Here is a 23,112-nt window from a genome sequence, read left to right on the forward strand (position 1 = left end):
ATTATCCTCGGATCGCCCAGAAGGCCAGGTTCAAGCCCGGGAACTGCCCGGCGATGTGGAAGGCAAAGCCGCCGGAGTTGTTCAGCTGTTGCCAGTGCTCGCTGCCGCGGTCCAATTCGTAATAGGTGGAGCCTGCGTGATACGGAATCTGGCGTGGCGCCACCGGCAGCGGCAGCAGGCCGATACCCGGCAGTTGCAGGTTGACCAAGTCGCGGATGTGTTCCACCGAGCCGACCTTGCTCTGCTGGCCGAAGCGCGCACGCAGGGTTTCGCCGGGCACATCGGCACGCACCACCAGGATGAAACTGGCGCTGTCGAGCAGGGTTTTGTCCGCGAGCATGGCCACGTGCACGCCGTAGGCTTTCTCCACAATCGGAATCGGCGTGGCCTTGCTGTCGATCAGCATCGACAACGCCTCACGCAAGGCGGCCATCACCGGGGTGAAGCTCAGGGCCAGGTCGTCATGCTGGTATTGCGGGTATTCCTGGGGGCGTCGGCCTGACGTCGAGAAGGTGGAAAACTCACCGGCCAGGCTCACCAGTTCGCTGAAAAACCGCTCCGGGTGCAGCGGGCTCAACTGGCTGAAATGCTGGAGCAGCGGCTGAGCGCGGTTGACCAGTTGCAGCAGCATGAAGTCGGCAATCTCCGACGCACCACCCGCGCCCGAGGCGACCACGCGGCCGGCCAAGGCTTCGCCACGTTGATGCAGCAGGCCCAGCAGTTCACTGCGAAACGCGGTCAACGGTTTGCTCGCGGCCACGTCGAGTACCGGCGGGATGTAGGTGTCATCCAGCACCAGCGCGCGGTCGGCGCGTTTTTCCTTGATGCGTACCAAGCCGATGGCGGCGTAGTCGCTGATGCCATCTTGCGCAGTCAGCAGGCGCAACGCGCGGGAACCGACGGCCACCGGCGCACGGTTTTCGAACGGGGCATTGTCGTCGCGCACTTCGCGTACCTGGCTGACATAGCGGGCGCCGCCGAGGTCTTCGCAGTCGTCCACCGTGTCACGCGCGCCCGCACGCTTGAGCGGCAAGGCCAGGTAAACCAGGCCATCGCGCAGGTTGTCATCGATATTCAGCGGGCTCGGCGCCAGGTCGTCCTGGGGAATATTGAACGGCGTGCCATCCGGCAACAGGCCGCGCGCCGACACAATCGCCAGCTTGCCCTGGGCCAGCAGGCCCTGGTCGATCAGCAACTCGGAGAAACCCCAGGCGCCGGCGGACAACGGGCGGCTGCGGGCGTCGATCAGGTTTTCCAGGTAACGGTCATGCTGCTGGAAGTGCTGCGTTCCGATGAACATGCCTTCCGACCAGACCACGCGATTGTTCCAGGACATGGGGGCTCCGATTGCTTGTTATTGGGCAGGGCTGGATGGGGGAACCACGACGTCGGCGCGCACGGCGCGTACATCGAGGCTGATCTGGTATTCGGTGTATTGGCGCGCCGGCACGGTGAGCACCGTGCGCCATTGCGCGCGGTCCAACTCGCGATAGCCCACCAGCAAGCCGATCTGGCGTGTGGACGGCTCGAGGTCGCGCTGGATGCTCAGTTGCTGGCCGGGTTGCACCATCACTTCGTCCTGGTCCAGCAGGTCTAGGCCGAGGGTGGATTGCGCACGATCAGCCAGCGCAAAGTAGTCGGAGCGACTGAAGGTGGCGGCGTTTTTCAGTTCGAAGATGCGCACGCGAACCGGCGCGGCCTGGCCGTTGGCGCCAGGGTTGAGCCCGGAAATCGCGTGAAAATGCAGCTCGATGGCGGCGGTGTCGGCCTCAGCTTCGGCGGCCGCCTCGGGCTTAGCGGCATCCTTGGCACACGCCGTCAGCAGCAGCGCCGTGGCAGCTGCGAGTAAAAACCTGGGAATCATCCTGCGTCCTCAATGACGTACTTAGCTATCCGTTTTATCCATTACCGCACCCCGCGTTAACGACGCTGTCGTGCGCTGTGCTCTTCGTAGGCTCGGCTGAATTCGCGGCCGAACAGGTCCTGGAAATCTTCCTGGGCCTCGCGGGAAATATTGCTATAGAGCTCGGTGAACTGCTGCCAGTACTGGGCCTGGCGTGAGCCGTTGAAAAGGCTCGACAGCCCGGCGGGCTTGCCCATGCGCTCCTCCAACTGCGCCGGTTCAAAACGCGCGAGCAGGTGTTTGATCGCCGCTTCCACACCGGCCATCACCGCCAACTGGTGGGCCCGCAGGTCATCGAAACTGTCGCGCACGGCGATGTCCGGCGCCATAAACGCTTGGTTTCCATGACGAAGCAGCAGCAGTAAGGCTTCGTCGGCATTCGGTGCGAATTTCAACGGATTGTTTTCGGCTGGCTGGATCATCGTCTGCTGCATGCGGAATTCGCCCTTGAGGCTGGCGCGGGCACGCAACACGTCGATCAGACCTTCGACCATCAGCCGATAGCTGCGGCCGATGCTTTCCATCTGTGCGCAAGCGTCGGCTTTGTCGAGGCGCAATTGGTCGAGGCCAGCGCCGCGCAGGAAGGCTTGCAGGAGGTCGTGCTGTTGGCTGTCGGCCACGGGGAGCGCGGGCTCGACCACAGGTGGCGGCGGGATGACCGCAGCGGGTGTCGGGATGACCGCAGCGGGTGGCGGTGGTGGCGACGATGCCGGCGGCGGTGCACTGACGACCGGTGCCGGCGTGTCGCCAAACAGATCCCAGTCTTCGGGAATCACCGAACCGGATACCACCGGTCTCTCAATCACCGGCACGGCAACCGGCGTCGGCGGGCGGAAGTCGTGTTGCTCGGAAGGCACGTGGTCCGCCACGGTCGGTGGTGGCACGGCGGTGGGGCTGAGGAAGTCGAACAGGTCCGGCAGCGTGTCCATCGACGAGGCGCCTTGGAACTGCGGCGCGATCACCGGTGTGGCTGCCGGCGTACTGGCGACAGCGCCCATCAGCGCTTCAAAACTGTTCGGCGAATCACCGGCAAATGCCTGGCTGTCGACGGCTTGCACGTTGAAGTCGATGCGCGCCTGGATTTCGTAATCGCCGATGCGGATCAGCTCACCATCTTGCAGCGGCTCGCTGTTGCCCCTGCGCAGACGGACACCGGCATTAACCAGCTCAACGCCGTTGGTGCTGTTATCGGTTAAATAATAACGGCCATCTTTGTATTGAATAACGCAGTGTTGCGAGGAAACCAGGCGCTCTGGATCAGGCAATACCCAGTCATTATCCGAGCTGCGGCCGATAGCCATCGAGCCCTGGTTCATGGACTTTTCGGGGCACTGCCCAGGGGTAATCTTGTGATAACTAGTAATAGTCAAACACAGCGACATCTTGCCTCCTTGCTGATACTTCGCGCGCAGTCGATTCCCGGGGCGACGGTTCCCCAGAGACCCCACTAGGTCGTGAAATCGACCCTCACAGCCTGCTAATGCCAGCATGATCGCTGATCTTAACTGGGCTCCATGACAAAAATCCTATTCTGGTGCACCACTCGACTCACCGGTCGCGCAGGTTGTTAAACACCGCACATCTGTCACAGAGGGCGAATAGCTTACCTTGACAAGGCCTAACTACTACACCAAAAATGCACAACTTCTTGAACACCAATGATGGCACTTTGAAATCAACTTGAATTCAAAGTTCCAGTATGTCCAAGAAAACATGCCTAGTTCATCGTGCAACTAGTGCATGCATTGCCCGCCATTTAACGGGCTGATAGGGAGATCAATTTCAGTGGATGTGCCGTTGCTGCTCACCGCCGTTTCCGCGACTTCGCCGTGTGGCGAAGACATGGAATATGACGCGGACTTTCTCCACCTGGAGCGTGCCGCCAAGGGCCAACCCGAGCGCAGCATGGGCGATTCTATCCTGCCCGCTGAACCGCCGGATTGGCGCAGCATCCAGCAGCAAAGCCTCGACTTGTTGCAGCGCAGCAAAGACCTGCGCATCACCCATTTCCTGTTGCAAAGCTCCCTCGCTCTCCAAGGCGTGGCCGGGCTGGCCGATGCCCTCACGCTGATCAACGCCCTGCTGCGCGAATACTGGGCCGACCTGCACCCGCGCCTGGATGCCGACGACGATAACGACCCCACCGTACGCATCAATGCCCTGTCCGGCTTGACCAGCGACGCGACCATTCGCCTGCTGCGCGAAAGCATCCTCACGCGCTCGCGCACCTTCGGCCCCGTGAGCCTGCGCGCCGCGCTGAACGCCAGCGGCTTGATGAGTTTCCCCGACGAACAGCTCGGCTCCCAGCAACTCAACGCCGCGTTCCTCGACAGCGACCCCGAACAACTGCAAGCCACCCGCAACGCCGTGAGCGCCGCACGTGCCGCCTGCGAAGCCATCGAACAACAAGTCAGCGACCAGGTCGGTTCGGCCCAGGGCGTGGACCTCAGCCTGTTGAAGCAACCGCTCAAGCAGGCGCTGCAAGTCCTCAACCAATTCGTACCGAACAGCGACACCAGCAGCGAGCCCGAGGCCGTCAGTGACGACAATGCCCCCTCGGTTGAATACGCCGCTGCCCCCGCAGCACCACGCCCGACCGGCGACATCGCCAACCGCGATGACGTGCTGCGCAGCCTCGACAAGATCCTTGCGTACTACACCCGGCACGAGCCTTCGAGCCCGCTGCCGGTGCTGTTAAACCGGGCGAAGAATCTGGTGCATGCCGACTTTGCAGCCATCGTGCGCAATCTGATTCCCGACGGCATGTCCCAATTTGAAAACCTGCGTGGCCCGGACGGCGAGTAAGCCGCCCGGCTGTGCAGTAACAACACCGTCGCTCAAGCGACCAGGAGCAGCAACGTGGCGAAGCAAAGTTCTCAGAAATTCATCGCGCGCAACCGCGCGCCTCGAGTGCAGATCGAGTACGACGTCGAGCTTTACGGCGCCGAGAAAAAGGTCCAGCTGCCCTTCGTGATGGGCGTGATGGCCGACCTCGCCGGCAAGCCTGCCGAACCGCTCGCGCCCGTGGCCGACCGCAAGTTCCTTGAAGTGGACGTCGACAACTTCGACTCGCGCCTCAAGGCCATGCAGCCGCGCGTGGCGTTCCACGTACCGAACGAGCTGACCGGCGAAGGCAACCTGAGCCTGGACATCACCTTCGAAAGCATGGACGACTTCAGCCCGGCCGCCGTGGCGCGCAAGGTCGACTCGCTGAACAAGCTGCTCGAAGCCCGTACCCAGTTGGCCAACCTGCTGACCTACATGGACGGCAAGACCGGCGCTGAAGAAATCATCATGAAAGCGATCAAGGACCCGGCACTGCTGCAGGCCCTTGCGAGCGCGCCGAAGCCTGCTGGGGATCAATAATCATGACCGAGAATACCGCCCGCGAAGGCGCTCAGAACCTGGGCGCAACCGAGAAAACCAGCGAGTTCGCATCGCTGTTGCTGCAAGAATTCAAACCCAAGACCGAGCGTGCCCGCGAAGCCGTTGAAACCGCTGTGCGCACCCTGGCCGAACAGGCTTTGGCACAGACGGACCTGGTGTCCAATGACGCGATCAAGTCGATTGAATCGATCATCGCCGCCATCGACGCCAAGCTCACCGCCCAGGTCAACCAGATCATCCATCACCAGGATTTCCAACAGCTGGAAAGCGCCTGGCGTGGCCTGCACTACCTGGTCAACAACACCGAGAGCGATGAGCAGCTGAAGATTCGCGTGCTCAACATCTCCAAGCCGGACCTGCACAAGACCCTGAAGAAATTCAAGGGCACCGCGTGGGACCAGAGCCCGATCTTCAAGAAGATGTACGAAGAAGAATACGGCCAGTTCGGCGGCGAACCTTACGGTTGCCTCGTAGGCGACTACTACTTCGACCAGTCGCCACCCGACGTGGAACTGCTGGGCGAGCTGTCGAAAGTCTGCGCCGCCATGCACTCCCCGTTCATCGCTGCGGCGTCGCCGACCGTGATGGGCATGGGCTCGTGGCAAGAACTGTCGAACCCGCGCGACCTGACCAAGATCTTCACCACCCCGGAATACGCCGGCTGGCGCTCGCTGCGTGAATCGGAAGACTCGCGCTACATCGGCCTGACCATGCCGCGCTTCTTGGCACGCTTGCCGTATGGCGCCAAGACCGACCCGGTGGAAGCCTTCGCCTTCGAAGAAAACACCGACGGCGCCGACAGCTCCAAATACACTTGGGCCAACGCCGCGTACGCGATGGCGGTGAACATCAACCGTTCGTTCAAACACTACGGCTGGTGCTCGCGCATCCGTGGCGTGGAGTCCGGCGGTGAAGTGGAAAACCTGCCCGCCCATACGTTTCCGACCGATGACGGTGGCGTGGACATGAAGTGCCCGACCGAAATCGCCATCAGTGACCGCCGCGAAGCGGAACTGGCGAAGAACGGTTTCATGCCGCTGCTGCACAAGAAAAACACTGACTTCGCTGCTTTCATCGGCGCCCAGTCGTTGCAGAAACCGGCCGAATACGACGACCCGGACGCCACCGCCAACGCCAACCTGGCCGCGCGCCTGCCGTACCTGTTCGCCACCTGCCGTTTCGCCCACTACTTGAAGTGCATCGTGCGCGACAAGATCGGTTCCTTCAAAGAGAAGGACGAGATGCAGCGCTGGTTGCAGGACTGGATCCTCAACTACGTCGACGGCGACCCGGCGCACTCCACCGAAACCACCAAGGCCCAGCACCCGTTGGCTGCCGCTGAAGTGATCGTGGAAGACGTCGAAGGCAACCCGGGTTACTACAACTCCAAGTTCTACCTGCGCCCGCACTATCAGCTCGAAGGGCTGACCGTGTCGCTGCGCCTGGTATCGAAGCTGCCTTCGGCGAAAAGCGCGTAACTCGCTCGTTCCCACGCTCTGCGTGGGAATGCCGCCCGGGGCGCTCCGCGTCCCATTGACGCAGAGCGTCACAGGATGCGTTACCACGCAGAGCGTGGGAACGATCAGCGTTAATAAATTCTGTGGCTGAGACCACACAGGGAGAAAACATGGCTGTTGATATTTTCATCAAGATCGGCGACATCAAGGGCGAGTCCATGGACAAAGCCCACAAGGACGAAATCGACGTGCTGAACTGGAGCTGGGGCATGGCCCAGTCCGGCAACATGCATGTTGGCGGTGGCGGCGGCGCAGGCAAGGTGAATATCCAGGACCTGTCGCTGACCAAGTACGTCGACAAAGCCTCGCCGAACCTGATGATGCACTGCGCCAGCGGTAAGCACATCGACAAGGTCAAGCTGACCGTGCGCAAGGCCGGGGGCGAAAGCCAGGTCGAGTACATGATAATTAACCTGGAAGAAGTACTGGTCACGTCCCTGAGCACCGGCGGCTCGGGCACTGATGATCGCCTGACTGAAAACGTCACCCTGAACTTCGCCCAAGTGATGGTCGACTACCAGCCGCAGAAAGCCGACGGCACCAAAGACGGCGGCGCGATCAAGTTTGGCTGGAACATCCGTTCCAACACCAAGCGCTGATAGCCCTGGCGGCCGTGGCTCCCCGCCACGGCCACTGGCATATGCCCCGCGCAAAAACCGTCCCTCTCACAACCCGTCCGTGGAGCTGCTTTGGTGGTAACTGAAATCGCTTCCCGCGACCGTCTGCAACCGTCCCTGCTGGACCGGTTGACTGACGACGACCCGACCAATCCCAAGGAAAGCGCCGACAAACGCGTGCTGTCCCTGACCCAATTGAAAGCCTCGGTTCTGCGCGACCTGGCGTGGCTGCTCAACACCACGTCGTTGCTGGATGCCGATGCCACGCTGCACACCCCGGCCGGTACTTCGGTGGTCAATTACGGCCTACCGGCACTCGCGGGCAACAGCGTCTCCAGTGTCGACATCAAGGCCCTGGAAGCCCTGATTTACCAGGCGATCGCCACGTTTGAGCCGCGTATTTTGCGCCACACCCTGCGCGTCAAAGCCCGCGTCGGCCATGGCGAGATGAACCACAACGCCCTGAGTTTCGAGATCGAAGGCGACCTGTGGGCGCAGCCGGTGCCGCTGCGCCTGTTGCTGCAAACCGACCTCGACCTGGAATCCGGCCATGTGCGCGTAGTGAATGCCGACCAGCGGAGGCGCCCATGAACCCACGCCTGCTGGAGCTGTACAACCAGGAACTGCACCACGTGCGCGAAAGCGCCGCCGAGTTCGCCAAGGAATACCCGAAGATCGCCAGTCGGCTGACCTTGTCCGGTATGGACTGCGCCGACCCGTACGTCGAACGCCTGCTCGAAGGTTTTGCCTACCTCACCGCCCGCGTGCAACTCAAGCTCGACGCCGAGTACCCGACCTTCACCCACAACCTGCTGGAAATCGCTTACCCGCACTACCTGGCGCCCACGCCATCGATGACCGTGGTGCAATTGCAGACCGACCCCGACGAAGGCTCCCTGGCCAGCGGCTTTCCGCTGCCACGCGACACCGTCTTGCGTGCCGCGCTGGGCCGCGAAACCCAGACCTGCTGCGAGTACCGCACCGCACACCCGGTGACGTTGTGGCCGTTGCAGGTCAGCGGCGCCGAGTACTTCGGCAACCCCGCCGCCGTGCTCGGCCGCCTGGCCGCCAGCGAGCCGAAAGCCAAGGCCGGCTTGCGCCTGACCCTGCGCACCGGCGCCGAATTGCCGTTCAACAGCCTCAACCTCGACAGCCTGCCGCTGTACCTCAGCGGCGCGGATGAACAGCCGTTCCGCCTCTACGAACAACTGCTGGGCAATGCCTGCGCGGTGTTTGCGCGCAAGCCCGGCGGTGATTGGGTCGAGCGCCTGCCGCAAGACGCCCTGCGTTCCAAGGGCTTTAACGACGCCGACGCGGCTATGCCGGTGGTGGCCCGCGCGTTCCAGGGCTATCGGCTGTTGCAGGAATACTTCGCCCTGCCCCACCGTTTCCTGTTCGTCGAATTTGCCGAGCTGAGCCGCGCAGTCAAACGTTGCGACGGCCAGGAGCTGGAGCTGATCGTGCTGTTCGACCGCCACGAGCCGAGCCTGGAAGGCAGTGTCGGCGCGGCGCAGTTCATGCCGTTCTGCACCCCGGCGATCAACCTGTTCCCCAAACGCGTGGACCGTATTCATTTGTCCGACCGCGTCAACGAACACCATGTGATCGCCGACCGCACACGGCCGATGGATTTTGAGATTCACTCGCTAAGCGGCATCGCCGGCCATGGCACCGGGCCGGAGCAGCCGTTCCTGCCGTTCTATGCGGTGCGCGACCCGTCACGCTATGGGCGCGATCAGGCTTACTACACGCTGCGCCGCGAGCCCCGCGTGTTGTCCAGCGACCAGCGCCGCAATGGCCCGCGCTCCACTTATGTGGGCAGCGAAACCTTTGTCAGCCTGGTCGATAGCCAGCAAGCGCCGTACCGCCACGACCTGCGCCAACTCGGCGTGACGGCGCTGTGCACCAACCGCGATTTGCCGCTGTTCATGAGCGTAGGCAGCGGCAAGACCGACTTCACCTTGGCCGACAGCGCGCCGGTGTTGTCGGTGCGCTGCGTCGCCGGGCCGAGCCGCCCGCGCGCCAGCCACGCCCACGATGCCAAGGCTTGGCGCTTGATCAGCCAGTTGTCGCTCAACTACCTGTCGCTGAGCGAACAAGGCCAGGGCGCCGGCGCCTTGCGCGAACTGTTGCGCCTGTATGGCGACAGCAACGACGCGGCGCTGCAATTGCAAATCGAAGGCCTGCGCGAAGTCAGCAGTAAAGCCGTGACCCGTCGCCTGCCGATGCCCGGCCCGATTGTGTTTGGCCGCGGCCTGGAAATCACCCTGGAATTCGATGAAAACGCGTTTCGCGGCACCGGCGTGTTTCTGCTCGGTGCGGTGCTGGAGCGCTTCCTGGCACGCTACGTGTCGATCAACAGTTTTACCGAGACGGTGATCCGTACCACCGAACGCGGCGAGATCATGCGATGGAAAGCCAAGCCCGGGCGTCGTCCGACCCTGTGAACACACTGGATGCGATGCATCAGCAGCCCTGGGAATACGATTTCTTCCAGGCGCTGCGCCGTATCGAGTGCGAAGCGCCGCAGCTGCCGCGCCTGGGCCATTCCCTGCGCCTGGCAGATGACCCGCTGCGCCTGGGGCAACAGGCGGATTGCACCTTCGCCCCGGCCACGTTGGCCTCGGTCGACCCCGGCAGCGACGGCAAACCCGCGCGGCTGGAGCAGTTCTTCTTCGGCCTAGGCGGCCCCAACGGCCCGTTGCCGCTGCACATCACCGAGTACGTGCGCGAGCGTCAGCGCAACAACGCCGACAGCACCAGCAAACAGTTTTTGGATGTGTTCCACCACCGCCTGCTCAGCCTTTTTTACCGGGCCTGGGCCGAAGCGCGGCCGACGGTCAGCCACGATCGCCCGGATGACGATTATTGGTCGGCGCGCCTCGCCGCCCTGAGCGGCCGGGGCATGCCGAGCCTGCTCAACCAGGGGCTGATTCCCGACACGGCGAAGCTGCATTACAGCGGCCACCTGTCGGCGCAAACCCGTTACCCGGACGGCCTGAAGGCGATTCTCGGCGAGTACTTCGGCCTGCCGGTGGAAATCGAAGAATACGTCGGCCAATGGCTGGAGTTGCCCGAGCGCAGCCGCGTGAGTGTCAGCGCCAACCAACTGGGCGTGGACTTTTGCCTGGGCAGCCACGTGTGGGATCGCCAGCATAAATTCCGCATCCGCTTAGGCCCGCTCAAGCTGGATGACTACATGGGCATGCTGCCCGGCAGCCAGCCGTTCAACGAGCTGGTGGCGTGGGTGGCCGAGTACCTGGGCCATGAATTGGACTGGGACTTGAACCTGGTTTTGCAACAACCCGAAGTACCGGCGCTGCAGCTCAATGGCCAGTTCCGCCTGGGCTTCAACACCTGGCTCGGCCAACCCGAGCATGACGCCAACGACCTAATCCTGGCTCGGCATTACGCCGACCACGCCACCACCTCAAGGAATCCAGAGCATGGGTGAAATCAGTCGCGCCGCACTGTTCGGCAAACTCAACAGCGTGGCCTACAAGGCCATCGAAGCCGCCACCGTGTTCTGCAAGTTGCGGGGCAACCCGTACGTGGAACTGGCCCACTGGTTTCACCAATTGCTGCAACTGCAGGACTCGGACCTGCACCGCATCATTCGCCAGTTCAACGTGGAGCCGGCGCGCCTGGCCCGTGACTTGACCGAGGCCCTGGACCGCCTGCCGCGTGGTTCGACGTCGATCACCGACCTGTCGTCCCATGTGGAAGAAGCCGTGGAGCGCGGCTGGGTCTACGGCAGCCTGATGTTTGGCGAAAACCAGGTGCGCACAGGCTACCTGGTGCTGGGCATTCTGAAGACGCCGAGCCTGCGCCATGCGTTGCTGGGTTTGTCTGCCGAATTCGACAAGATCAAGGCCGAAGCCCTGAGCGAACGCTTTGACGAATACGTCGGCGACTCGCCCGAGAATGCGTTGAGTGCCAGTGACGGCTTCAACGCCGGCGCCGTGCCCGGCGAAGCCAGCGGCGCGATGGCGCCGAGCGCGATGGGCAAGCAGGAAGCGCTCAAGCGCTTTACCGTGGACCTGACCGAACAGGCGCGCAGCGGCAAACTCGACCCCATCGTCGGCCGTGATGAAGAAATTCGCCAACTGGTGGATATCCTCATGCGTCGTCGTCAGAACAACCCGATCCTCACCGGTGAAGCCGGTGTGGGCAAGACTGCCGTGGTTGAAGGTTTCGCCCTGCGCATCGTCGCCGGTGACGTGCCGCCCGCGCTCAAAGACGTGGAGCTGCGCAGCCTCGACGTGGGCCTGCTGCAAGCTGGCGCCAGCATGAAAGGCGAGTTTGAGCAGCGGCTGCGTCAGGTCATCGAAGACGTCCAAGCCTCGCCCAAGCCGATCATCCTGTTTATCGACGAAGCCCACACGCTGGTGGGTGCCGGTGGCGCCGCCGGGACGGGCGATGCGGCCAACCTGCTCAAGCCAGCCTTGGCGCGCGGTACGTTGCGCACCGTGGCTGCCACGACGTGGGCCGAGTACAAAAAACACATCGAAAAAGACCCGGCCCTGACCCGCCGCTTCCAAGTCGTGCAGGTGGCGGAGCCGTCGGAAGACAAGGCGCTGTTGATGATGCGAGGCGTGGCGTCGACCATGGAAAAACACCATCAGGTGCAGATCCTCGATGAAGCCCTCGAAGCCTCGGTGAAGCTGTCGCACCGTTACATTCCTGCGCGCCAGCTGCCGGATAAATCCGTGAGCCTGCTGGACACCGCCTGCGCCCGCGTCGCCATCAGCCTGCACGCAGTGCCGGCCGAAGTGGACGACAGCCGCCGTCGCATCGAAGCGCTGGAAACCGAACTGCAAATCATCGCCCGCGAGCATGCCATCGGCATCGCCATCGGCGCACGCCAGACCAATAGCGAAGCTTTGCTGAGTGCCGAGCGTGAACGCCTGGCAACCCTGGAAAGCCGTTGGGCCGAAGAAAAAGTACTGGTAGACGAGCTGCTCGCCACCCGCGCGACCTTGCGCGAGAAAGCCGGTGTTGTGGACAGCGATGCGGGTGGCAACGAGAGCGACGAATTGCGCGCGCAACTGGTCGACCTGCAAGAACGCCTCACCACCTTGCAAGGCGAAACCCCGCTGATCCTGCCGACCGTGGATTACCAGGCGGTGGCCTCGGTGGTCGCCGACTGGACCGGCATCCCAGTGGGCCGCATGGCGCGCAACGAACTGGAGACCGTGCTCAACCTCGACCAGCACCTGAAAAAACGCATCATCGGCCAGGACCATGCCCTGCAGATGATCGCCAAGCGTATTCAGACCTCCCGCGCCGGGCTCGACAACCCGAGCAAGCCGATTGGCGTGTTCATGCTGGCCGGCACATCGGGTGTGGGCAAGACCGAAACCGCGCTGGCGCTGGCCGAGGCCATGTACGGCGGTGAGCAGAACGTGATCACCATCAACATGAGCGAGTTCCAGGAAGCCCACACCGTGTCGACCCTCAAGGGCGCGCCACCGGGCTATATCGGCTACGGCGAAGGCGGCGTGCTGACCGAAGCGGTACGGCGCAAACCCTACAGCGTGGTGCTGCTGGACGAGGTGGAAAAAGCCCACCCGGACGTGCATGAAATCTTCTTCCAAGTATTCGATAAGGGCGTGATGGAGGACGGCGAAGGCCGGGTGATCGACTTCAAAAACACCCTGATCCTGCTGACCACCAACGCCGGTACTGAGCTGATTTCCCAGGTCTGCAAAGACCCGGCGAATATCCCTGAGCCGGAAGAAATCGCCAAGGCACTGCGCCAACCACTGCTGGAGATTTTCCCACCGGCGCTGCTCGGCCGTTTGGTCACGATTCCTTACTACCCGCTCAGCGATGAGATGCTCAAGGCGATTACCCGCCTGCAGCTCAACCGCATCAAAAAGCGCGTGGAAACTACGCACAAAGTTGCCTTCGACTACGACGACGCGGTGGTCGACCTGATCGTCTCGCGCTGCACCGAAACCGAAAGCGGCGGGCGCATGATCGACACCATCCTCACCAACAGCCTGCTGCCAGACATGAGCCGTGAGTTCCTCACGCGCATGCTCGAAGGTAAGGCGCTGGCGGGTGTGCGTATCAGCAGCCGGGATAATGAATTGCACTACGACTTCAGCGACGCCGAATAACGACTGTTGGAATACGGTCAATGTGGGAGCTGGCTTGCCTGCGATAGCGATCTGACATTCAGTATTGATGTTGATTGATCCACCGCCATCGCAGGCAAGCCAGCTCCCACATTTGGATTCGGTTTCTTCAGTTATTAAGTCATTTACGAGACGCCCGATGCTATTCAACCAAGCCTCACGCCTGGCCAAGATCACCAGCCCTCTGGGGCCGGATGTGCTGTTGCTCAATGAAATGGGCGGCGGTGAAGAGCTGGGCAGGTTGTTCAACTATGAGCTGCAACTGACCTCGCTGGACGCCAACATCGACCTCAACCAGTTGCTCGGCAAGCCGATGAGCGTCAGCGTGCAGTTGGCGGACGGTAGCGAGCGGCACTTCCACGGCATCGTCGCGCGGTGCAGTCAGAACATCGACCAGGGCCAGTTCGCCAGTTACCAGGTGACCTTGAGGCCGTGGTTCTGGTTGCTCAGCCGCACCTCGGACTGCCGGATTTTCCAGAACCTGAGCATCCCGCAGATCATCAAGCAAGTGTTCCGCGACCTGGGCTTTTCCGATTTCGAAGACGCCCTGAGCCGGCCGTACCGCGAGTGGGAATACTGCGTGCAGTACCGCGAAACCAGCTTCGATTTCGTCAGCCGCTTGATGGAACAGGAAGGCATCTACTACTTCTTCCGCCATGAACAGGACCGCCATGTGCTGGTGCTGGCCGACGCCTACGGCGCCCACACCACGGTGCCGGGCTACGCGTCGATTCCGTACTACCCCAAGGACGAGCAGCAGCGCGAACGCGACCATATGCACAACTGGCACCTGGCGCACGAAGTACAGCCGGGCTCGCTGGAGCTCAATGACTACGACTTCCAACGCCCCAGCGCCAGTATCGACGTACGCTCGGCAATGCCGCGCCCGCACACCGCCGGCGACTATCCGCTGTACGACTACCCCGGCACGTATGTTCAAAGTGAAGACGGCGAACACTACGCACGCACCCGCATCGAAGCCCTGCAAACCCTGCATGAGCAGATCGAGTTCAGCGGCAACACCCGTGGCCTCGGCTCCGGCCACTTGTTCAGCCTTACCGGCTTCAGCCGCCAGGACCAGAACCGCGAATACCTGATCGTCGGCTGTCGCTACTACATCGTCCAGGAAAGCCTGGAAAGTGGCGGCGGCTCGGGCTCGGCGCAGTTCGAAAGCAGCCTGACCTGCATCGACGCCCAGCAAAGCTTCCGCCCACTGGCGAATACACACCGGCCCATCGTCAAAGGCCCGCAAACCGCCTTGGTGGTCGGCCCCAAAGGCGAAGAAATCTGGACCGACCAGTATGGCCGCGTGAAGGTGCACTTCTATTGGGACCGCCACGACCAATCCAACGAAAACAGCTCGTGCTGGATTCGCGTGTCGCAATCCTGGGCCGGGAAGAACTGGGGCTCGATGCAGATTCCGCGTATCGGCCAGGAAGTGATTGTGAGCTTCCTTGAGGGCGATCCCGACCGGCCGATCATCACCGGCCGGGTGTACAACGCCGAGCAGACCGTGCCCTACGACCTGCCGGAAAACGCCACCCAGAGCGGGATGAAAAGCCGTTCGAGCAAGGGCGGCACGCCGGCCAACTTCAATGAAATCCGCATGGAGGACAAGAAGGGGCTGGAGCAGTTGTATATCCATGCCGAGAGGAATCAGGACATCGTGGTGGAGGTGGATGAAAGCCACTCCGTCGGGCATGACCGCAATAAGAGTATTGGGCATAACGAGACGGTGACGATTGGGAATAACCGTGTGCGCATCGTCAAGCACGAAGACATCCTTTCTGTGGGCCAGAGGAAAACCGACAGCGTCAGCCAGAGCTACGTGATTGAAGTGGGCGAAAACCTGCGCCTGGTCTGCGGTAAAAGCATTCTGGAGTTGAACGCCAGCGGGCAGATCAACCTGAGCGGCGTCAATATCAGCTTCCACGCCAGCGGCGATGCCGAATTCAATACCGGCGGCGTCCTGCACCTGAACAACGGCGGCGGCCCCGGCGCAACGCCCGATGGCCAGGGCATGAAAACCAGCATCGACGCCAACATCAAAGCCGCATTCCCCACGCCTAAAAGCTCCTGACGAGACCTGCTTGCCATGACGTACCGAATCAACGAATTCCAGTTTCAACTGCCTGAGGGCGAGCTGCAGGACGCATCGATCAATATCCTAAAGTTCCCCGAACTTGGCACGTCCTTGATCATCAGCCGTAGCTTCCTCAGCGAAGGCGAAACCCTGCACAGCAACTTCGACGACCAGCTCAAGCGCCTGGAAAAACAGGTGCAGGATTTACGCTGCCAGCCGAGCGTTACCGTGCGTTTGGGCGCCGCCCAAGAGGTGGAAGGAATTGAGCTGCGCAGCCAGTTCAACAAGGGCAACGACAAAGTGTTCCAGTACCAGTTGGCCCTGGTGTTGCCAGGTACGCGCAAGATGCTCGCCTTGAGTTATGTGAAGGCGGACAAGCTTGGGGATGCTGAGGCGGGGCATTGGGCGATGATTAAGAACTCACTGTCGTTCGACGCTATTTCTTGATGAGCTGCCTACATGTCTGACGCTCTTTGGGCTGCCCGGATGGGCGATGCGCTGACGCACACCTCGATGATGGCCGACATTCTCGGCGGCGTGCTGGAGGTGGCAGCCAACGTGGCGATTACTGCGCTGGCAACCGCTGCGGTCGCTGCAGCGATTGGTGTGACTGTCGCCACCGCGGGTATTGGTGGCTGCATTCTCGGCATGGTGGTAGGCGTCGTAGTCGGCATGGCCATGAGCAAGACCGGGGCCGATAAAGGCCTCAGCAAGATATGCGAGGATTTCAGCAACGCGTTATTCCCGCCCACGGTGCAGGCAAATATTGCCGTGGGCTCCACCGACACGTTCGTCAACAACATTCCCGCTGCACGCGCGGCCGGTTCGATCCCATCCCATGTTTCGCCCGCTGGCACTGAGCTTGAGCAAGCACCACCCGAGCCCGACCCCGCACCTCAACCTGAGCCAGGCTTCCTGGACATGGCCGAGGGGTTTTTCTCCCAGCTATGGCGTCCAACCGTCGCCACGCCCGCCCCAGGCGTTGTGCCTGCACTCACGGACCTGGTCGTGTGCACTCGTCACCCGCCGATGCCGCCGCAACTTCTGGCCGAGGGCTCGGATAAAGTCACTATCAATGGTCAACCTGCGGTGCGTAGCGGCGACCGCAGCATGTGTGATGCAACAGTGGTGTCCTCGGGGCTGATCTCACCCAATGTCACGATTGGTGGCGGTACGGTGGTGGTGCAGGAGATTCGTAGCGGCAAAACCCCCGGCGTGGGATTGGCGATTGAGGCGCTGATGTTGTTGAAGGGGGCAAAAGGAAAAACCCTGAGCGACTTGCCCTGCATGCTCCTCAGCGGCGTGACTTCCTACGCGGTCAGCCAGGCAATGGGCGCAGCGGCCAATGCCACGATGGGCTCGCCCAATCCGGTGCATGCGGCCACCGGCGCGAAGGTGCTGGGGAGTATTACCGAGCTGGACTTTGTATTACCGGGTGTTTTGCCGATCGATTGGCAGCGGTTTTACAACAGCCGGGATAAGCGTCGTAATGGGATGTTTGGCGCGGGCTGGAGCGTTACCTATGAAGTAAGCATCGAGATCCTGCCCCATTCAGACGGCGGCGAGGAGCTGGTCTATACCGACGAACAGGGCCGACGCATCAACCTGGGCTCGGTTTCGCCGGGCAGCGCAATGTTCAGTGCAGGCGAAGGCTTGGCTGTTCGGCGGCACCGCAATGGGCAGGTATTGATAGAGAGTGAAGAGGGTCTGTATCGCCTGTTCGACATCACCCCGGGTAACACATCGCTGCTGCGTTTGAGCCAGCTGGGCGACCGTAACGGCAACCGTATTTATCTGGACTATGACGAGAAAGGCCTGCTTTTTCGGCTGCGAGATACGTTTGATCGTATACAGGTTGAACTGACTCGCGAACACGGCCGCGTCAGCCACATCGAACGTGTGCACGCCGATCATCGTAGAGAAACGCTTGCTCGCTATAGTTTTGACGCAGCGGGCGATTTGACGATTGTCAGTGATGCGACTGAGCAGATTCAGCGACGCTTCTCTTATGACAGCGGCCGGCGGATGGTCGAACATCAGCTACCTACCGGCTTACGCTGTTTCTATGAGTGGGCACTGGTAGACGGGGTTGAATGGCGCGTTGTGCGGCACTGGACAGACGAAGGTGACGAGTACCTGTTTGACTACGATCTGCAAGCTGGCATTACGCGCATCACCGACAACCTGCATCGCGTCAGCACGCGGCTGTGGAATACCCAGTACCAGATCATCTCTTACACCGATAACGTAGGACAAACTTGGCTTTTTGAGTGGAATGACGAGCGTCAACTGCTCAGTGCGACCGACCCGCTAGGCGGGCGATATGCGTTCAGTTATGACGAGTCAGGCAACCTGCTGGGCGAGCACGACCCGTTGGGGCGCATTGACTCTACCCTGTGGTTGGAGCACTGGGCGCTGCCACGGATTCAGGTGGATGCTGCGGGAAACAGTTGGAACTATCAGTACGACCCAAGGGGCAATTGCATCCGCGAAACGGACCCTCTGGGCCATAGCACTCAATACCGCTATGACGATCATGGCCAAATCGTCGAAATCATTGATGCTGCTGGCAAGAGCAAGCGCATGCGTTGGAATCTCTTTGGCCAACTCATCGAGTACATTGACTGCTCTGGCTATCCGACACGCTTCAGCTATGACGATCGTGGTTTCTTGCAGACGATTACGGATGCCCTGGGTGAACGATCGCACTTCAACGTTGACGCTAGAGGCCGGATGCTGAGTAGCCAGTTGCCGGATGGCCGAACGGAATACTTTCAAAGAAATGCAAACGGTCAGTTAGTCAGTTACACCAACGCTGCCGGCAACACCACGCACTATCAGCGTAATCGCCGCGGCCAAGTATTCCAGCGCACCGATGCGCATGGCCGCACAGTAGAGTTTGGCTACGATGCGTATGGAAGACTGAAGGCACTGACAAACGAAAATGGCGAACGCTACTTGTTTGCCTGGGACGCCGGCGACCGGCTTGAGAAACAGCAAGATCTCGACGGCAGCGCCAAGCATTACACGTACGACGCGCTGGACAATCTGGCAAGCGTGGCATCTGTTCCTGCACTTTACGGCGCGGGTCTGTCGATCGTGCAGCAGACAACGACTGAACCCATCATTCACCGATTGGAACGGGACGCGATCGGGCGCCTGACTGCCAAAATCACCGATGACGGCCGAACCGAATATACCTACGACGTATTCAACCAGCTGATTGCCGTGACCTTCACGGACTGTCAGGGCAACTCGCAAGCACTGAGTTTTTCGTACGACGCTCTCGGCCAGCTATTGGAAGAAAGCAGCCCGGCCGGAAGCTTGCATCATCACTACGATGAGTTGGGCAATTTGATACAAACCCAACTTCCTGATGGACGCTGGATAAATCGCCTGCTGTACGGAAGTGGCCACCTGCATCAAATCAATGTGGACGGGCACACCATCAGTGATTTTGAGCGTGACCGCCTGCACCGTGAAGTCATGCGCACCCAAGGACAAATCAGTACGTATCTGGGATACGACCGCAGTGGCAGGCTGAGATCGCGCCAACGTAAATACACTGAACACCCTTCGCAGTTGCTGAGCGCGGAACACAGCAACGTTGAATACGACCTCGCAAACAATCTGGTCGCAAAGCTGGATCAACACGCCAAAGGGCAGCGTCACCAACTCCTGCATTACGACGCCACTGGGCGAATCATTGCCAGTCAAGGCGATACCCAAGGGCAGGCAGAAATATTTGCCTACGACGCTGCAGCCAACTTGCTGGATGGGTCACAACAAGGCGCAGGCCTGGTCGTACACAACAAATTGATCACCTATCAGGACAAACGCTTCCGTTACGATGGGTGGGGCCGGGTAATAGAAAAAAGAAGCGGCCAGCGCGGTACACAACGGTTTAGTTACGACGCCGAACACCGGTTGATTGAGGTCCGAAATCACAGTATTACGGGCGAAACCGTCGTGCGCATGAACTACGACCCCTTGGGAAGACGCCAGGAAAAAAGCGAACTGCGCCAAGGCGTCGAGCTGAGTAAAACTACTTTTTTATGGGACGGATTAAAATTACTTCAAGAACAATCTAACAACCAGAAAAGTTTATACCTGTACGCCAATAACGGCTATGAACCACTGGCTCGTATCGACGGCGAAGGTGACCAGCAAAAAATCAGGTACTACCATAACGACATAAATGGATTACCCCTTCAGCTGACCGAAGTTAACGGAAGCACTGTCTGGGAAGCCAGCTACAAGGTATGGGGTAATACCGCGCAAGAAGTGCAGGAGTCTTATTTCATTGAGGGGCAAAACCTGAGATTTCAAGGCCAGTACCTCGACAGGGAAACCGGCCTGCACTACAACACTTTTCGATTTTACGATCCCGATGTGGGGCGGTTTACAACGCGAGATCCAATCGGATTGGCGGGCGGACTCAACCTCTACCAGTACGCGCCCAATCCGCTGGGTTGGATCGACCCGCTGGGTTTGAGCTGCTCCCTGAGTGCCAAAGCGCGCAAGATACATGATTTGGCGAGGGATCCCTTTGCCAAACGCAATTCCACGGTAGCCATTGCCGAGGTCACTATCAACGGAAAAACCACACACTACGTAGCCGGCAGCGCGGGCACATTGTCTCCAGCACAGAGAAAACTCGCCGCAGAAATGGGCATACCTCCTGAAAACATATTGTCAGGCACCAAAGTGCGCAGTGGCCACGCAGACCCCGCTCAAGCGAAACTAGAAAACCACGCAGAACGGGTTATCATCAGAAACCTGCCGGAAGGTGCGAAGGTCGAAAAATGGGGAGTGTCTTGGGGTGGTAAACAAACCAACGCTTCCTGTTCAAACTGCCAGCCTCATGTTGAAGCGTCTGGTGGCGTTTTCGATTAAAAACTTACAGGACGCTTACCATGTTCAACATTGTTGACGAGATAGACAACTATCAAGCCTTTATCCTAGGCGCCCTTCAAACTTTGTCAGATGAGCAAGTTACTTTTTTATCTGCATGGTGCACCAATGGGCTACTCAGCTTGCCAAATACGCTGCCTGTCATTCAACAAAAGTTAGGCATTGACGATACGAAAGATAAAATTGTCGGACATATCCTTCAACGCGATATTTCTCCCTACCAGCAAAAACTTCAACAGTTGTTGGACAGCATGGACGAGTATTCGGCTAGTCACGAGGAGTTAGAAGCTTACGAGTCCTATGCACTGGCAGCCTTCAACGCTGCCCTTAACAGTGCAGACGATATCGAGAGTCTCGCGTATGCGCTGGAAGTTGTGATCAATCTGATCGACCACTATGCGCAAACGGAAGATGAAACGGTGTGGAACCCCACGTTAAAACAAGAGTTTGACGCACAACACGCCATTGTTAACGACCTATTAAAAGGCCGACCTGTCACGGTGACCAGCCACCATGATTTTCTGATCAACTAAGATCATGCCAAAAGGATGAGACCCACCCGGCCTTCTCATCCAAAGCGTCTCTAACAAAAAATGGGCACCCGACCCAGTCGGCGTGCCCATTTTTTCCCCATCCCGCCTCCCTTCAGACGGTACCGCTCTTACGGGTTGACGCTGTCTTTAAGCGACTTGCCCGGCTTAAACGCAACGGTGTTGCTCGCCTTGATCTGCACCGGCTCACCGGTCTGCGGGTTTTTGCCGGTGCGGGCGCCACGGTGGCGTTGCAGGAAGGTGCCGAAGCCCACCAGGGTGACGCTGTCCTTGCGGTGCAGGGCGCCGGTGATTTCTTCGAGAACGGCGTTGAGGACGCGGTTGGCCTGTTCTTTGGTGAGGTCTGCTTTTTCAGCGATGGCGGCTGCGAGTTCTGGTTTACGCATAAGTGAAGCCTCTTTGACGGTTTTTTGTTGTTATGTCCGTGCTGCTCTCTTATGGAGCAGCGCCCAAGGCGCCGCAGGCTCTACTCTGCGGCAGACGGGAGTGAGGATGGCATGCCCTCGCACGCTCCGCCAGTCTCGAGGCGACCTTTCTACGGGTAAGAACGTGCTGATTCCGACAGAACGACCGGTATTTACGCCAGTAACGGCGGAAGTTCTTTGTTCAAAGCCAGTTTTTCCATCACGGCGCTGCCGGTCAGCGCGTAGCCGAGCAGGCGGCCGCTGGCGTCGCGGCACAAGGCCTTGATGTCGGCGCCCTGCCCTTCGACGCTCCACACGCCTTCGGTACCGCGTGGCGGCGGGGAAACCACCAGTGGGCAGATCGGGGTTTTCACGGTGATCGGCATCGGCCCGTAGCTCACCGCGGTAGCGTTGCCGGCCAAGGTCTGGGCCAGGGCGCGGGCGCAGCTCATCAGCGGCATCACGTACAGCAGGTTCAGGCCATCGACCTCGGCGCAGTCGCCGAGGGCGTAGATGTTGGCGTGGGAGGTCTTGAGGTGACGGTCCACCATGATCCCACGGTTGATCTGCAGGCCGGCGGCGGCGGCGAGGTCCACGCGCGGGCGCAGGCCGATGGCCGAGACGACCAGGTCGCAGTGGATCACTTCACCGTCCGACAGGTGCGCTTCCAGGCCATCAGCCGTGCGCTGCAGGCGGTTGAGCACCGGGCCCAGGTGGAAACGCGCGCCGAGGCCTTCCAGCCCGGCTTGCACGGCTGCGGCCGCTGCCGGGTGCAGCAGGGTCGGCATGACTTGCTCGCACGGGGCCACCAAGTCGATTTCATAGCCACCGAGGATCAGGTCGTTGGCGAATTCACAGCCGATAAGACCGGCGCCGAGCAGCAGCACACGGCGTTTTCCGGCGGCGGCGGCACGAAAGCGCGCGTAGTCTTCGAGGTCGTTGATCGGGAAAATCAGCTCAGCCGCGTCGCCTTCGACCGGGACACGCACGGTTTCTGCGCCCCAGGCCAGGATCAGGTCGCGGTAGGCCACGGCTTCCTCGCCGATCCACAGGCGTTTGTGGCCCGGGTCGATGCCGCTGATGCGCGTGTGGGTGCGCACCTCGGCCTTGAGTTGCTCGGCCATGGCGCCCGGTTCAGCCATGCTCAAGCCATCGGCTTCCTTGTTCTTGCCAAAGCCGGTGGAGAGCATGGGCTTGGAGTAGGAGCGCCCGTCATCCGCGGTGATCAGCAGCAACGGGGTCTCGCTGTCGAGCTTGCGAAACTCCCGGGCCACGTTGTAACCGGCCAACCCTGTGCCGATGATCACGACAGGTGCGTTCATTCCTTTCTCCTTGTAGTACGTTTCTTAAATCGATGATTAACCGATTTCGATCATTTCGAAATCCATTTTGCCCACGCCGCAGTCCGGGCACAGCCAGTCTTCCGGGACGTCCTGCCACAGGGTGCCCGGAGCGATTCCGTCATCCGGCCAGCCGTCTTTTTCGTCGTAGATCAGGCCGCACACTACACATTGCCACTTCTTCATTACTTACTTCCTCAGGGTCCAGGCATCTTGGCCGACGGTCGATAGACCAACGTTGCCGTGCGGCTCA

18 protein-coding genes are annotated in these 23,112 nt (G+C 60.5%); 12 read left to right on the forward strand and 6 right to left on the reverse strand.

Annotated features, from left to right (window positions below; genetic code table 11):
- Nucleotide 1: 1 nt before the first annotated feature.
- The 3 genes from tssK to tagH are packed head-to-tail and all read right to left on the reverse strand — an operon-like array spanning nucleotide 2 to nucleotide 3,285.
- Nucleotides 2–1,336, reverse strand: coding sequence for a type VI secretion system baseplate subunit TssK (tssK, locus tag ACI77I_RS02180; RefSeq protein ID WP_406996870.1), 1,335 nt, complete (start codon nucleotides 1,334–1,336; stop codon nucleotides 2–4).
- Nucleotides 1,337–1,354: 18 nt separating this feature from the next.
- A complete protein-coding gene (tssJ, locus tag ACI77I_RS02185) occupies nucleotides 1,355–1,864 on the reverse strand; it encodes a type VI secretion system lipoprotein TssJ (protein WP_406996871.1) in 510 nt (169 codons plus the stop codon).
- A gap of 56 nt (nucleotides 1,865–1,920) precedes the next feature.
- Nucleotides 1,921–3,285 (reverse strand): type VI secretion system-associated FHA domain protein TagH, encoded by a 1,365-nt coding sequence (gene tagH / locus ACI77I_RS02190; RefSeq protein WP_406996872.1) that lies wholly within the window; start codon nucleotides 3,283–3,285, stop codon nucleotides 1,921–1,923.
- Nucleotides 3,286–3,688: 403 nt separating this feature from the next.
- On the opposite strand from tagH, the gene tssA reads away from it, so the two are divergent.
- From tssA to ACI77I_RS02250, 12 genes are all read left to right on the forward strand, one after another.
- Complete coding sequence (tssA, locus tag ACI77I_RS02195) at nucleotides 3,689–4,708, forward strand: type VI secretion system protein TssA (RefSeq protein WP_406996873.1); 1,020 nt, start codon at nucleotides 3,689–3,691, stop codon at nucleotides 4,706–4,708.
- A 54-nt stretch (nucleotides 4,709–4,762) separates the two neighbouring features.
- The gene (gene tssB, locus ACI77I_RS02200) at nucleotides 4,763–5,269 is read left to right on the forward strand and encodes a type VI secretion system contractile sheath small subunit (protein WP_010168268.1); all 507 of its coding nucleotides are present in this window, start codon (nucleotides 4,763–4,765) and stop codon (nucleotides 5,267–5,269) included.
- A gap of 2 nt (nucleotides 5,270–5,271) precedes the next feature.
- Nucleotides 5,272–6,768 (forward strand): type VI secretion system contractile sheath large subunit, encoded by a 1,497-nt coding sequence (gene tssC, locus ACI77I_RS02205; RefSeq protein ID WP_406996874.1) that lies wholly within the window; start codon nucleotides 5,272–5,274, stop codon nucleotides 6,766–6,768.
- 149 nt (nucleotides 6,769–6,917) lie between these two features.
- Entirely contained in the window at nucleotides 6,918–7,406 is a 489-nt protein-coding gene (locus tag ACI77I_RS02210) for a type VI secretion system tube protein Hcp (protein WP_078739799.1), read from the forward strand.
- A 93-nt stretch (nucleotides 7,407–7,499) separates the two neighbouring features.
- The gene (gene tssE, locus ACI77I_RS02215) at nucleotides 7,500–8,015 is read left to right on the forward strand and encodes a type VI secretion system baseplate subunit TssE (protein WP_005792513.1); all 516 of its coding nucleotides are present in this window, start codon (nucleotides 7,500–7,502) and stop codon (nucleotides 8,013–8,015) included.
- Nucleotides 8,012–9,871, forward strand: a complete 1,860-nt coding sequence (tssF, locus tag ACI77I_RS02220) for a type VI secretion system baseplate subunit TssF (protein ID WP_406996875.1) — start codon at nucleotides 8,012–8,014, stop codon at nucleotides 9,869–9,871. Before tssE ends, tssF begins: the two co-directional genes overlap by 4 nt.
- Nucleotides 9,835–10,878, forward strand: coding sequence for a type VI secretion system baseplate subunit TssG (gene tssG / locus ACI77I_RS02225; protein WP_094953193.1), 1,044 nt, complete (start codon nucleotides 9,835–9,837; stop codon nucleotides 10,876–10,878). Before tssF ends, tssG begins: the two co-directional genes overlap by 37 nt.
- On the forward strand, nucleotides 10,871–13,549 hold the full coding sequence (tssH, locus tag ACI77I_RS02230) for a type VI secretion system ATPase TssH (RefSeq protein WP_406996876.1): 2,679 nt from the start codon (nucleotides 10,871–10,873) through the stop codon (nucleotides 13,547–13,549). The genes tssG and tssH overlap by 8 nt, the downstream gene beginning before the upstream one ends.
- 157 nt (nucleotides 13,550–13,706) lie before the next feature.
- Nucleotides 13,707–15,647, forward strand: coding sequence for a type VI secretion system Vgr family protein (locus tag ACI77I_RS02235; RefSeq protein ID WP_406996877.1), 1,941 nt, complete (start codon nucleotides 13,707–13,709; stop codon nucleotides 15,645–15,647).
- 15 nt (nucleotides 15,648–15,662) lie between these two features.
- Nucleotides 15,663–16,097 carry a DcrB-related protein gene (locus tag ACI77I_RS02240; RefSeq protein WP_094953197.1) on the forward strand — a complete coding sequence of 145 codons (435 nt, stop codon included), beginning with the start codon at nucleotides 15,663–15,665 and terminating at the stop codon, nucleotides 16,095–16,097.
- 12 nt (nucleotides 16,098–16,109) lie between these two features.
- Complete coding sequence (locus ACI77I_RS02245; protein WP_406996878.1) at nucleotides 16,110–20,546, forward strand: RHS repeat-associated core domain-containing protein; 4,437 nt, start codon at nucleotides 16,110–16,112, stop codon at nucleotides 20,544–20,546.
- A 20-nt stretch (nucleotides 20,547–20,566) separates the two neighbouring features.
- A complete protein-coding gene (locus tag ACI77I_RS02250; protein WP_242153518.1) occupies nucleotides 20,567–21,097 on the forward strand; it encodes a hypothetical protein in 531 nt (176 codons plus the stop codon).
- 128 nt (nucleotides 21,098–21,225) lie between these two features.
- Here ACI77I_RS02250 and ACI77I_RS02255 read toward each other — a convergent pair whose 3' ends face one another.
- From ACI77I_RS02255 to ACI77I_RS02265, 3 genes are all read right to left on the reverse strand, one after another.
- Entirely contained in the window at nucleotides 21,226–21,501 is a 276-nt protein-coding gene (locus ACI77I_RS02255; protein WP_406996879.1) for an HU family DNA-binding protein, read from the reverse strand.
- A gap of 191 nt (nucleotides 21,502–21,692) precedes the next feature.
- Nucleotides 21,693–22,841, reverse strand: a complete 1,149-nt coding sequence (locus ACI77I_RS02260) for an NAD(P)/FAD-dependent oxidoreductase (RefSeq protein WP_058421114.1) — start codon at nucleotides 22,839–22,841, stop codon at nucleotides 21,693–21,695.
- Nucleotides 22,842–22,877: 36 nt separating this feature from the next.
- A complete protein-coding gene (locus ACI77I_RS02265; RefSeq protein ID WP_003213373.1) occupies nucleotides 22,878–23,045 on the reverse strand; it encodes a rubredoxin in 168 nt (55 codons plus the stop codon).
- Nucleotides 23,046–23,112: the final 67 nt, after the last annotated feature.

Source organism: Pseudomonas sp. D47, from assembly GCF_045447305.1.
In the GTDB taxonomy this organism is placed as follows: Bacteria; Pseudomonadota; Gammaproteobacteria; order Pseudomonadales; family Pseudomonadaceae; genus Aquipseudomonas.